General features: G+C 70.4%; 9 protein-coding genes. 3 read left to right on the top strand and 6 right to left on the bottom strand.

Features of this window, described 5'->3' with window-relative positions:
* Positions 1-2: 2 nt before the first annotated feature.
* From ACFY1H_RS20590 to ACFY1H_RS20600, 3 genes are all read right to left on the bottom strand, one after another.
* Complete coding sequence (locus ACFY1H_RS20590; RefSeq protein WP_386948399.1) at positions 3-800, bottom strand: arginase family protein; 798 nt, start codon at positions 798-800, stop codon at positions 3-5.
* Positions 801-921: 121 nt separating this feature from the next.
* Positions 922-4,299, bottom strand: a complete 3,378-nt coding sequence (locus ACFY1H_RS20595; RefSeq protein WP_386948401.1) for a pyruvate carboxylase — start codon at positions 4,297-4,299, stop codon at positions 922-924.
* Between the two features lie 142 nt (positions 4,300-4,441).
* Positions 4,442-5,374 (bottom strand): S8 family peptidase, encoded by a 933-nt coding sequence (locus ACFY1H_RS20600; RefSeq protein ID WP_386948403.1) that lies wholly within the window; start codon positions 5,372-5,374, stop codon positions 4,442-4,444.
* Positions 5,375-5,511: 137 nt separating this feature from the next.
* Between ACFY1H_RS20600 and ACFY1H_RS20605 the strand changes: the two genes are divergently transcribed.
* Positions 5,512-5,835, top strand: a complete 324-nt coding sequence (locus ACFY1H_RS20605; protein WP_386948406.1) for a DUF4288 domain-containing protein — start codon at positions 5,512-5,514, stop codon at positions 5,833-5,835.
* Here ACFY1H_RS20605 and ACFY1H_RS20610 read toward each other — a convergent pair.
* Positions 5,832-7,049, bottom strand: a complete 1,218-nt coding sequence (locus tag ACFY1H_RS20610) for an erythromycin esterase family protein (RefSeq protein ID WP_386948409.1) — start codon at positions 7,047-7,049, stop codon at positions 5,832-5,834. The two genes, ACFY1H_RS20605 and ACFY1H_RS20610, sit on opposite strands and share 4 nt — an antisense overlap.
* 31 nt (positions 7,050-7,080) lie before the next feature.
* Here ACFY1H_RS20610 and ACFY1H_RS20615 point away from each other — a divergent pair, with 31 nt between their 5' ends.
* Positions 7,081-7,746: a TetR/AcrR family transcriptional regulator gene (locus tag ACFY1H_RS20615; RefSeq protein ID WP_386948412.1), complete on the top strand. Its 666-nt coding sequence runs from the start codon at positions 7,081-7,083 to the stop codon at positions 7,744-7,746.
* A gap of 405 nt (positions 7,747-8,151) precedes the next feature.
* Positions 8,152-8,853 (top strand): class I SAM-dependent methyltransferase, encoded by a 702-nt coding sequence (locus ACFY1H_RS20620; RefSeq protein ID WP_386948415.1) that lies wholly within the window; start codon positions 8,152-8,154, stop codon positions 8,851-8,853.
* Positions 8,854-8,892: 39 nt separating this feature from the next.
* On the opposite strand, the gene ACFY1H_RS20625 is transcribed toward ACFY1H_RS20620, so the two are convergent.
* Together ACFY1H_RS20625 and recG are read right to left on the bottom strand one after the other, a co-directional pair.
* Positions 8,893-9,546 (bottom strand): GNAT family N-acetyltransferase, encoded by a 654-nt coding sequence (locus tag ACFY1H_RS20625; RefSeq protein ID WP_386948418.1) that lies wholly within the window; start codon positions 9,544-9,546, stop codon positions 8,893-8,895.
* The gene (gene recG, locus ACFY1H_RS20630; protein ID WP_366580616.1) at positions 9,543-11,696 is read right to left on the bottom strand and encodes an ATP-dependent DNA helicase RecG; all 2,154 of its coding nucleotides are present in this window, start codon (positions 11,694-11,696) and stop codon (positions 9,543-9,545) included. The genes ACFY1H_RS20625 and recG overlap by 4 nt, the downstream gene beginning before the upstream one ends.
* Between the last annotated feature and the right edge of the window lies 1 nt (position 11,697).

Raw genomic sequence — 11,697 nt, forward strand, 5'->3', positions numbered from 1 at the left:
GTTCAGTCCTGCAGCAGCACCCTCCCCACCGCGGCGATCACGGGCTTGAGAACCTCGAGCTCCGTGCCCACGCACTCTGTGATCCCCGCGCCGATGACGTCCATTTCGGACAGTGCATCGATCGCCCGGACAAGCTCGCTGACCGTCAGCCCACCGGGCTCCGGGTAGTTGACACCGCCGAAGGACGCCGGGTCCAGCACGTCGAGATCGAGGTGCAAGTACACCTGCTCGGCGCCGGACTCGCGCAGCGTCGCGACGGCATTGTCGGTGCGCACGGCCAGACCCTGACCGACGGCCTCTTCCTCCGCGGCGTCGAACGCCCGCGTTCCGAACAGCGCCACCCGGCCGGCTTCGACAGCCGGGCTCGCCGCGAACTGCTCGTCACCTTCGCCGAGCAGCGACCGCAGCACCATGCCGTGGAACGCGCCCGACGGCGATGACGAAGCCGTGTTCAGGTCCGGATGCGCGTCGAACCAGGCGACGCCGAGCGCCGGGCCGTAGCGGTAGCGTGCGACGCCGATCGGCACGAGCTCGACTCCGCAGTCGCCGCCGATCGTCAGGACCGGGCCGCCGGGTGCTTCGAGCGCGGTGAGTTGCGCCCCTCGGTTCGTGCCCGTGAGCACGGCCCGGTTGGCGACGCCCGACACCACGTCGGAGGTTTCGGGGTCCTGGTGGATGTGGTGCACCGGCAGGCCCAGGACGTGCCCGGCCAGCTCGGAAAGCGCGAGGCAGCCCTCGACCAGTCCCCGTGCCCGGGGGCCGATCGCGCCCTGCCACTGCGGCACCGCGTTGATCAGCATGCGCCCGACGTTAGCGCGGCGACGGCCGGCGAGACGAGCCCGAGACGGCGCGAACGGTCCATTCGCGCCGTGATGGCACGAATGGACCGTTCGCGACGGTCGAGACTGGCGCCGCGGCACGCTACTCGAGCACGATGAGGAGGTCCCCGCCCTCGACCTGCTGAACGGAGGTGATCGCCAACCGCCCGACCTTGCCCGCCGCCGACGCCGTGATCGAAGCTTCCATCTTCATGGCCTCGATCGTCGCCACGGTCGCGCCGGCCGCGACCTGATCGCCTTCCGCCACCTGCAGCGTCACCACACCGGCGAAGGGAGCAGCGATCTGCTTCGGGTTGCCCTTCTCGGCCTTTTCGGTCGCGGGGATGTCCGAGGCGATGGAACGGTCGCGGATCTGGATCGGCCGGAGCTGGCCGTTGAGCGTCGACATCACCGTGCGCACACCGCGCTCGTCGGCCTCACCGATGGCTTCGAGCTCGATGAGCAGCCGGACGCCGGGCTCCAGGTCGACCTGATACTCCTCGCCCGGGCGCAGACCGTAGAAGAAGTCCTTGCTGGACAGCACACTCGTGTCGCCGTAGGCCTCGCGGTGGGCTTCGAACTCCTTCGTCGGGCCGGGGAAGAGCAGCCGGTTCAGGGCACTGCGCCGGTTGTCGGTGAGGTCCTTGCGGTCCTCTTCGGACAGTTCTGCCACTGGCTTGGCCGCCGAACGGCCCTCCAGAGCCTTGGTGCGGAACGGCTCCGGCCAGCCGCCCGGCGGGTCGCCGAGCTCGCCGCGCAGAAAGCCGATCACGGAGTCCGGGATGTCGAACTTGTTGGGCTCGGCCTCGAAGTCCGCGGGTGAGACGCCAGCGCCGACGAGGTGCAGCGCGAGGTCGCCGACCACCTTGGACGAAGGCGTGACCTTCACGAGGTGGCCGAGGATCTTGTCGGCCGCCGCGTACATGGCCTCGATGTCCTCGAAGCGGTCACCGAGGCCCAGCGCGATGGCCTGCGTGCGCAGGTTGGAGAGCTGGCCGCCCGGGATTTCGTGGTGGTACACGCGCCCGGTGGGCGACGCGAGGCCGGCCTCGAACGGCGCGTAGATCTTGCGCACGCTCTCCCAGTAGGGCTCGAGGTCGCCGATCGCCTGCAGGTCGAGGCCCGTGGTGCGGTCGGAGTGGTCGGTCGCCGCGACGATCGAGCCGAGAGACGGCTGCGACGTCGTACCGGCCATGGACGACACGGCGCCGTCGACCGCGTCCGCGCCGGCCTGGATGGCGGCGAGGTAGGTGGCTAGCTGGCCGCCCGCGGTGTCGTGCGTGTGGATGTGCACGGGGAGGTCGAACTCCTTGCGCAGCGCCGTCACGAGCTTCGCGGCGGCCGGTGCGCGGAGCAGGCCCGCCATGTCCTTGATGGCCAGGATGTGCGCCCCGGCGCCCACGATCTGCTCGGCCAGCTTGAGGTAGTAGTCGAGCGTGTAGAGGTTTTCGTTGGGATCGGACAGATCGGAGGTGTAGCAGAGCGCCACTTCGGCGACGGCGGTGCCGGTTTCGCGCACGGCTTCGATGGCCGGCCGCATCTGCTCGACGTCGTTGAGGGCGTCGAAGATGCGGAAGATGTCGATGCCGGTGGCGGTCGCTTCCTCGATGAACGCGTGCGTCACCTCGGTGGGATACGGCGTGTAGCCCACGGTGTTGCGGCCGCGCAGCAGCATCTGCAGGCAGATGTTGGGCACGGCCTCGCGCAGCTGCTCGAGGCGCTCCCACGGGTCCTCGGCCAGGAAGCGGAGGGCGACGTCGTAGGTGGCGCCGCCCCAGCACTCGAGGGACAGCAGCTGGGGCACGGTCGCGGCGACGACCGGGGCCACGGCCAGCAGGTCCTTCGTACGCACGCGCGTGGCGAGCAGCGACTGGTGAGCGTCGCGGAAGGTCGTGTCGGTGACGCCGAGCATCGGCGACTGCCGCAGCCAGCGGGCGAAGCCGGCCGGGCCCAGCTCGGTGAGCTTCTGCTTCGAGCCGTCCGGCGGTGTCACGTCGGCGGGCAGCTTCGGCAGCTTCGCCGTCGCGTCGATGGTGCGCGGGCGTTCGCCATGGGGGCGGTTCACCGTCTGGTCGGCCAGGTAGGTGAGCAGGCGCGTGCCGCGGTCCGCCGAGTGGCGGGCGGTGAGCAGGTGCGGACGTTCCTCGATGAACGACGTGGTGACGCGGCCTTCGCGGAAGTCCGGGTCGTCGAGCACCGCCTGGAGGAACGGGATGTTGGTGGAGACACCGCGGATGCGGAACTCCGCGACGGCGCGGCGGGCGCGGCCCACGGCGGTCTTGAAGTCGCGGCCGCGGCAGGTGAGCTTCACGAGCAGCGAGTCGAAGTGGGCGCTGATCTCCGTGCCGGAGAACGCGGTGCCGCCGTCGAGCCGGATGCCGGAGCCGCCCGGGGAGCGGTAGGCGCTGATCATGCCGGTGTCGGGGCGGAAGCCGTTGGCCGGGTCTTCCGTGGTGATGCGGCACTGCAGCGCGGCCCCGCGCAGGTAGATCTTGTCCTGCGAGAGGCCGAGGTCGGCCAGCGTCTCGCCGGAGGCGATGCGCAGCTGGGACTGCACGAGGTCGACGTCGGTGACCTCCTCGGTCACCGTGTGCTCGACCTGGATCCGCGGGTTCATCTCGATGAACACGTGGTTGCCCTCGCGGTCGAGGAGGAACTCGACGGTGCCGGCGTTGCGGTAGCCGATCTGGCGCGCGAAGCGCACGGCGTCGGCGCAGATGCGGTCGCGCAGCTCGGGGTCGAGGTTCGGCGCGGGCGCGAGCTCGACCACCTTCTGGTGGCGACGCTGCACGGAGCAGTCGCGCTCGTAGAGGTGGATGACGTTGCCCTCGCCGTCGGCGAGGATCTGCACCTCGATGTGCCGCGGTTCGACCACGGCCTTCTCGAGGAACACCGTCGGGTCGCCGAACGCCGACTCGGCCTCGCGGGCCGCGGCTTCGATGGACTCGCGCAGCATCGCCGGGTCCTCGACTCGCCGCATGCCGCGGCCGCCACCGCCGGCAACGGCCTTGACGAACACCGGGAAACCGAGGTCGTCGGCCGCGGCCACCAGGGCGTCGACGTCGCTGGAAGGCTCCGACGAGCCGAGCACCGGCACGCCGGCCTCGCGCGCGGCCTTCACGGCGCGTGCCTTGTTGCCCGTGAGCTCGAGGATTTCGGCGCTCGGGCCGACGAAAGTGATCCCCGCCTGCTCGCACGCGAGCGCCAGGTCGGGATTCTCCGACAGGAAGCCATAACCCGGGTAGACCGCGTCGGCACCCGCCTTCTTGGCGGCCTTGACGATCTCCTCGACGGAGAGATAGGCGCGCACCGGGTGGCCGGGCTCCCCGATCTCGTAGGCCTCGTCGGCCTTCAGCCGATGGAGCGAGTTGCGGTCTTCGTGCGGGAACACGGCAACCGTGCCCGCCCCCAGTTCGTAGCCTGCGCGGAACGCTCGGATCGCGATCTCACCGCGGTTGGCCACCAGCACCTTGCGGAACATGCCCGGTCCTTCCCGTTTCGGATCGGTAGTGAAGGCACGTTACCCGGTTCTTCTCGCCCTCCGGGAGCCGAAGTCCAAGTGATGGACATCATGCGCACCGACCTGCGTGCATGATGCGGGGATCTCGGGCTCGCCGCAACAGTCAGGACGTCGGCGCGGCCAGGGTGCACAGCAATCGGTTGGCAGTGCCGGAAGGCACGTTTTTCAGCACGTCCGGGGTCGCCGCCTGCACCAACGCCTTGTCGACATCGGCCGGCGCGGCGTCCGGGTGCAGGGATCGGTAGACGGCGGCGGCGCCCGCGACGACCGCCGCGGCCATCGACGTGCCCGATAACGTGCCGACGTCCGACGAGCCCGCGATCGGCGCCGGGATGTCCACGCCCGGCGCGTAGAGGTCGACGGGCGTCCCGAAGTCCGAGAAAGTCGCCACCTGGTCCTGCACGTCGCTCGCCGCGACGGTGAGCGCGGCCGGGACCCTCGCCGGCGAAACCTGGCTGTCGTCCTCGCCTCCTTCGCCCGCGGGGACGACGGTGGGCATCACCGCGGCGAGGCCGGCGACGGCGTTGTCCAGTTGCTCATTGGCGACGCCACCGATGCCGAGAACGGCGACGGCCGGCTGGTGGGCGTTGTGGGCGACCCAGGTGATGCCGGCGATGATGTTGTCGGTGGAGCCGCCGCCGTCCTTGTCGAGGACGCGGACCGGGAAGATCTGCGCGGCCTTGGCGACGCCGTAGCTGCGACCGGCGACGATGCCGGCGACGCGGGTGCCGTGGCCGTTGGTGTCGGAGGTGTCGGCGCCGGCCGTCAGGAAGTCCTTGCCCGGCTGGACGCGGCCCTGGAAGTCGGGGTGCTTGGCGTCGACGCCGCTGTCGATCACGTAGACGGTGACGTCGGCGGCGTCGGATTCGTAGCGGTACTTCTGGTCGAGGCCCGTCCGCTGGTCGATCCGGTCGAGCGCCCAGCTCGGCGGGTTGACCTGCGTGCCGCCGGCCGCGAGCGCGGGTGAGTTTCCCGCCGCCACCAGCAAGAACGCCATTGTCGCCGAAAAAAGACCACGAGCCGTTCGGTTCCGCATTCCTGCGTCGTATCCCGCGCGCGGGCCGACGGCAACTCGACGTCACACGATGGGCTGGTCCGTGTTTGAGCTCGAAATCCGGTTGCCCGCTGGCCGGTACGCGGCGAAAGTGATCATGGAGCGAACCAGGGGGAACGATGAGCGCCAACGCGTACGTCGCCGTTGTCCTCTACGAGGCAACGAGCGATTCGCCCACGTACGAACCGCTGTACCGCGAAGACTTCGTGCTTGTGTACGCCGAGAGCGAAGAAGCCGCGCGCGAAGCTGTGGCCCGGCGCGTCGAAAGCGAGACGGGCAGCCACCGCAACGAACAGGGCGAGCTGATCACGTTGCGCTGCAAGCGGGTGGTCGACGTCGCGCGTGCCCTCGAGGACGACCTCACGCGCGACGCCGACCTGTACACCCGGCACTTCCGCGATTTCGCCGCCTATCGGCGATTCGAACCGCTGATGGCGGACTAGGCCTTGGCCACGTGGTCGCTGACGGACATCGTCGGCAGGTAGGCGAGGGCGTCGAAGGCCTGGACGACGTCGACCTGGGTGAACATGTGGGCGTGGCGGATGCTCGTCGGGCCTGCCACGCCCTTCGCGCGGTTGGCGCGCAGGTCGACGAGGCAGGCGTCGGAGCCGGCGAGGGTGGCTTCGACGCTGTCGTCGGCCAGCGGCGGCAGCTCTTCGGGGTGGACGCGGAAGCCGAGGCGTTCGCCTTCGTCCGGGGTGAGGCCGCTGGTGGTCCCGGTGCCGGCGGTGACGCCGAGCGTGAAGTAGTCGTCGCCGAACTCGGCGGCCAGGTGCGTGCCGGCCGAGGGGAAGACCATGCCGGGCGCGGCGGCGAAGGGGACGCGCTGGAGGTGTCCGTTGTGGACCATCACGACGATCTTCGTGCCTTCGCCGTGTAGCCGGCGAAGCAGCTTCACGGTCGACGCCATGTACGTGTCGCGCGAAGAACTCTGCATCGACGGCGCGACGCCGGCCATCATCGCCGCGAGCTCGCGCAGGTACATGTCGATGCGCAGGGCGCCGAGGGCGTGGTGCTCAGCGATGGCGTGAGAATCCCGGTCGCGTCGCTGCGAGTAGACGGGCGCCAGCGATTTCAGGTGGGACAGGAGTGCGGTGAAGGCCGCCGTCGCTGCGTCGCGCGCGGGGGCGGCCATCGCCGCGTAACGGCCAGGGGCGACGGCGCTGCTGACGGACGCGTACGGCTCCGAAGCGGTGCGGCCCGCTTCGACGAGCGAGACGACGTCGGGGGCGACCTCCTCGAGGTAGCGCTGCACGGCCTTCAGCGCGGGCACGGGTGAGCCGCCGGAGCTGGGGACGTCGAGGCCGGCGTAGCGGACGCCGCCGTGGCCGCGGAGCCAGGTGAGCATGTCGTGCGCCTCGGGTGAGTCGCCGAGGGAGAAGGTGAAGCCGTCTCGCCCGATTTCGGCGACGTCCCCGGGGGCGCCGCGAAGCCAGCCGTCGACGAGCTCACCTTCGGCGAACCCCGACTCGAACCCCAGCACGGTGAAACCGCGTTCCTCGACGAGGTGACGCAGCAGCCGGTTGCGCAGCTCGCCGAACTCGCGGATGTGGTGGTTGTTCTCCCCGATGGCGACGATGCGCGCGTCTCCGATCAGGTCGGCGATCGGCGAGACGTCTTCGGGCGTGAAGGGGGTGCGGAAGTCGAGGTCTGGCATACTGGGCACACTAACGCAACTGGAGTAGCACTTGGCAAGCGAAATGGCCGGAACCCGCCGACCGGGTGGGCGCACGGAGCGCACGCGCCTCGCCGTGCTGCAGGCGACGCTCGACCTGCTCGCGGAGCAGGGCTTCACGAACCTGACGGTGGACGCGGTCGCCGACCGTTCGGGCGTGCACAAGACCACGATCTACCGCCGCTGGGAGTCGACGGACGGGCTCGTGGCCGCCGCGCTGCGCCTGGGCACCGAACAGCCGTGGACGGCGCCCGACACCGGCACGCTCGCGGGCGACCTGGCGGCGACGCTGCTGGAACTCGTGCAGTACTTCACCGAGCCCGGCCTGCGCGAACTGCCGACGGCGTCGGTGCTGGCGGCCTTCCACTCCCCGCGCGCGGCGGAGGCACTGCACGCCTTCTACGAGGACCGGCACGGGCGCTCGGCCGTGATGGTCACGCGGGCCATCGCACGGGGCGAGGCGCCGGCCGGAACCGACGCGGCGGAGGTGGTGCGCGTGGCGAGCGGGCCGATCTTCTACCGGCTGTTCATCTCGCGGGAGCCGGTGACGGCGGCTGACGCGCACGTGGCGGCGGCAGCAGCTGCGGCGGCGGCGCGGGCCGGGGTGTTTGTGCGGGATTCGGCAGGGGGCGCGGAGTCGGAGGCCTCACCCTCGCACGGCGGAGATCCAGCGGCGTAGGCGGGATCTTGTGCGGGATTCGGCAGGGGACCCGGAGTCGGAAGCCTCACCCTCGCACGGCGGAGATCCAGTGGCGTAGGCGGAATCTTGTCCGGGATTCGGCAGGGGACCCGGAGTCGGAAGCCTCACCCTCGCACGGCGGAGATCCAGTGGCGTAGGCGGGATCTTGTACGGGATTCGGTAGGCGGGGAGCGCGGAATTCGGGGCCCGGCCGCTGTCCGCGGAGCGAAAGCGGAGGAAGACTGCCGGGGTTTCCCGAGGAAGTCGGTGGGGCGCGGAATTTGCCGCTCGACCTGGGTGTCGCCGGTGAATGGCGATGAGTTGTGGGCCGCAATGATCGTCTCTTCATCGCGGCGGGGGTCCAACGACGCCGCGTGGGGCCGACGGCGCTCGTAGGCTCGGCGAGTGCCCGGTGATCACGAGATTTACAGAGACCACGCCGACGTGTATGCGCGCTTTGCCGAGCACAGCGCCGCCAATTCGCTCTACGACCGGCCGGCGATCTTGCGTCTTGCGGGGGACGTCGCGGGCAAGCGGGTATTGGAGCTCGGCTGCGCAGGCGGCGGTCTGACGGCTCGGCTCGCCGAGCGGGGCGCCGATGTGCTGGCCCTGGACCGTGAGCCGCGGCTGGTGGCGTTGACGCGGGAGAGGCTGGGCCCGCGAGCTCAGGTCGAGGTGGCCGATCTCGAGCAACCCCTGACGATGGTGGCGGACGGCAGCGTCGACGTGGTCGTGGCCTCGCTCGTCCTCCATTACGTCGAGCATTGGTCGCCGTTGCTCGACGAGTTGCGGCGGTGTCTGAAGCCGGGCGGGGCGCTCGTCTTCTCGGTGCACCATCCGATCACCGGGTGGTTCCGGTCGGATCGGACCGACTACCACCGCACCGAGCTGGTCAGCGAGCAGTGGGACTGGGACGGACAGCAGGTCACCGCCCGCCTGTTCCGGCGCCCGCTGTCCGCGATCTTCGGGCTGCTGCGGGATGCCCGGTTCGCGATCGACGTGGTCGACGAGCCGCGGCCGGAACGCGGGGCGGGCGTGGATCCCGAGATGTTCGAGGTGTTGAGCACGAAGCCGGTGTTTCTGTTCGTGCGGGCGGTGAAGTCCTGACCGGGGTGAAACCGCAGTCGCCGTTGAGGGGCGAAAGTGTCAGCGGCGGGGAGAGGTGCGGTAGCGGACTTCCTCGATGGTGACCGTGCCGTTCGCGAGGGATTCGACCTTGGTGCGGCCGTCGAGAGTCCAGCCGGTCCGTTCGTAGAAGGTGCGGGCGCGGGTGTTGCCGGCGAGGACCCAGAGGGTGGCGGTGGGGAAGTCGCCGGCCAGGGCGGTAAGGGCGCGCGCGTGGAGGGCGCGGCCGAAGCCCTGGCTCCAGCACTCGGGCAGCAGGTAGATCGCCGCGAGTTCGCCGGTGTCGGGGGTGGCGTCGTGGTCGCGGCTCGGGCCGGTGGCGGCGAAGCCGGCGATGGTGCCGTCGGGGGTTTCGGCGACGAGGACGGTGTGGCCTTGTGCCGGGGAGGCCAGGCTTTCCGCCCAGAACGGTTCGCGGCGGGAGGCCGAGAGGCCAGCGAGGAAGTCGGCTGGGAGGAGGCCGGCGTAGGCGGCCTGCCAGGAGCCGACGTGGACGCGGGCGATGCCAGGGGCGTCCGCGACGAGGGCCGGGCGGATGGTGACGATCGAGCCAGGTGTGGTCGCCAGGTCGGAAGTCGCAGAGCCCGACGAAGCGGCCCCGGAGCCAGAATCAGAGCCCGAACGAGAACCCCACGTCTCAAGGCCGGAATCGGCCGAAGGCTCCGAAGCAGTCAACTCTTCTCCAAGTACTCCGCGCGCTCCATGTCCACCACATCGGACACCATCTGGGCCAGGCCAGGGTACGAAGAGAGCGTCGGGTCGCGCAGCACGATTTCCTGGGATTGGGCGCGCGCCTCGGTGATCACGTCTTCGTCGCGCAGGAGGGACAGCAGTTTCAGTCCCGAGCGTTTGCCGGACTGGGCCGCGCCGAGGATGTCGCCCTCGCGGCGGAGTTCGAGGTCCAGGCGGGAGAGTTCGAAGCCGTCGGTGGTGGATTCGACGGCGGCGAGGCGTTCGCGGGTCGACGTGCCGTCCAGGGTCTCCGTCACGAGCAGGCACAGGCCCGGCACGCTGCCCCGGCCGACGCGGCCGCGCAGCTGGTGCAGCTGGCTCACGCCGAAGCGGTCGGCGTCGAGGATGACCATGGCGGTGGCGTTGGGGACGTTCACGCCGACCTCGACGACCGTGGTCGCCACGAGGACGTCGATCTGGCCGGCGCCGAAGGCCCGCATCACGGCGTCCTTCTCGTCCGCGGGCATGCGGCCGTGCAGGGCGGCGATGCGAAGGCCCTTCAACGGCCCGCCCACCAGCTCCGGCGCGACGTCCAGCACGGCGAGCGGCGGGCGCTTGTCGCTCTTGTCCGACGGGGGCTCGTCGCCGATGCGCGGGCACACGACGTACGCCTGGTGCCCCTTCGAGACCTCCTCGCGCACGCGCTCCCACGCCCGGTCGAGCCACGCGGGCTTCTCCGCCACCGGCACCACGCTCGTCTTGATCGGCGAACGCCCGACGGGCATCTCGCGCAGCGCGGACGTCTCCAGGTCGCCGTACACGGTCATCGCGACCGTGCGCGGGATCGGCGTCGCGGTCATCACCAGCACGTGCGGCGACGTGGAGTCCGAGCCGCGCGAACGCAGGGCGTCGCGCTGCTCCACGCCGAAGCGGTGCTGCTCGTCGACCACGACGAACCCGAGGTCGGCGAACTGCACCGTGTCCTGGATCAGCGCGTGCGTGCCGACGACGATGCCTGCCTCGCCGCTCACCGTCTCCAGCAGCGACTTCTTGCGTTCCTTCGCTCCCATCGAGCCGGTGAGCAACGTCACGCGCGTGGCCTTCTCCGCGGCCCCCAGCTCCCCCGCCATGCCGAGCTCGCCGAGCATCTCCCGCAGCGAACGCGCGTGCTGCGCCGCCAGCACCTCGGTGGGCGCGAGCATTGCCGATTGCCGCCCCGAATCGACGATCTGCAGCATCGCCCGCAGCGCGACCACCGTCTTGCCCGAGCCCACCTCGCCCTGCAGCAGGCGGTTCATCGGGTGCTCGGTCGCGAGGTCCGCGGCGATCTCGTCGCCGATCGCGCGCTGGCCTGCGGTGAGGTCGAACGGCAGGCGCTTGTCGAACGCGTCGAGCAGCCCGCCGTCGGTGTGCGGGCTGGCCTTGGCCGGACGAGACACCGCGGAATGGCGCCGCTGCGCGAAAATCAGCTGCACGGCCATGGCCTCGTCCCACTTGAGGCGGTGGCGCGAGGTCTCCAGGTGCGCCCAGTCCTCGGGCCGGTGGATGCCGCGCAGCGCCCGTTCGAGACCGGGCAGCCCGTGCTGCTTCAGCACTTCGGCGGGCATCGGGTCGGAGTCGATCTCCAGCACGTCGAGGACCTGCCGCACGCACTTCGCGATCGACCACGTCGGCATGCCCTGCGCCGCCGGGTACACGGGGATGATCTCGGCCAGGAAGTTGTCGACGGCCTCGGCTTCGCGTTCGGCGTCGAGCAGCTCGTACTCCGGGTTGGCCAGCTGCAGCGTGTCGCGGAACGCCGTGACCTTGCCCGCGAACAGGCCGGTCTTGCCCGGCGCCAGCTCCTTCTCCCGCCACGCCTGGTTGAAGAACGCGCAGGCCAGCCGGCGTTTCCCGTCGGTGATGACCATGTCGAGGATCGTGCCGCTGCGCGACTTCATGCGGCGCTTGCTGATCTTCTCGATCCGCGCCAGCACGGTCGCGTGTTCACCCAGCTCCAGGCCGGCGATGTCGGTGAGCTCGCCGCGCTCGGCGTAGCGGCGCGGGTAGTGGCGCAGCAGGTCGGAGACGGTCTCGATGTCGAGCGCACCCGACAGCGCTTTCGCCGTCTTCGCGCCCAGCAGCAGCGGCAGCTTTTCGCGCAGCCCGGCCATT

The organism is Amycolatopsis sp. NPDC001319, from assembly GCF_042896185.1.
Lineage (GTDB): Bacteria > Actinomycetota > Actinomycetes > Mycobacteriales > Pseudonocardiaceae > Amycolatopsis.

What these genes read in the sequence shown, in the direction of transcription:
- ACFY1H_RS20590 (WP_386948399.1), bottom strand. Translation starts at nt 800, where the DNA reads ATGCTGATCAACGCGGTGCCGCAGTGGCAGGGCGCGATCGGCCCCCGG.
- ACFY1H_RS20595 (WP_386948401.1), bottom strand. Translation starts at nt 4,299, where the DNA reads ATGTTCCGCAAGGTGCTGGTGGCCAACCGCGGTGAGATCGCGATCCGA.
- ACFY1H_RS20600 (WP_386948403.1), bottom strand. Translation starts at nt 5,374, where the DNA reads ATGCGGAACCGAACGGCTCGTGGTCTTTTTTCGGCGACAATGGCGTTC.
- ACFY1H_RS20605 (WP_386948406.1), top strand. Translation starts at nt 5,512, where the DNA reads ATGAGCGCCAACGCGTACGTCGCCGTTGTCCTCTACGAGGCAACGAGC.
- ACFY1H_RS20610 (WP_386948409.1), bottom strand. Translation starts at nt 7,049, where the DNA reads ATGCCAGACCTCGACTTCCGCACCCCCTTCACGCCCGAAGACGTCTCG.
- recG (WP_366580616.1), bottom strand. Translation starts at nt 11,696, where the DNA reads ATGGCCGGGCTGCGCGAAAAGCTGCCGCTGCTGCTGGGCGCGAAGACG.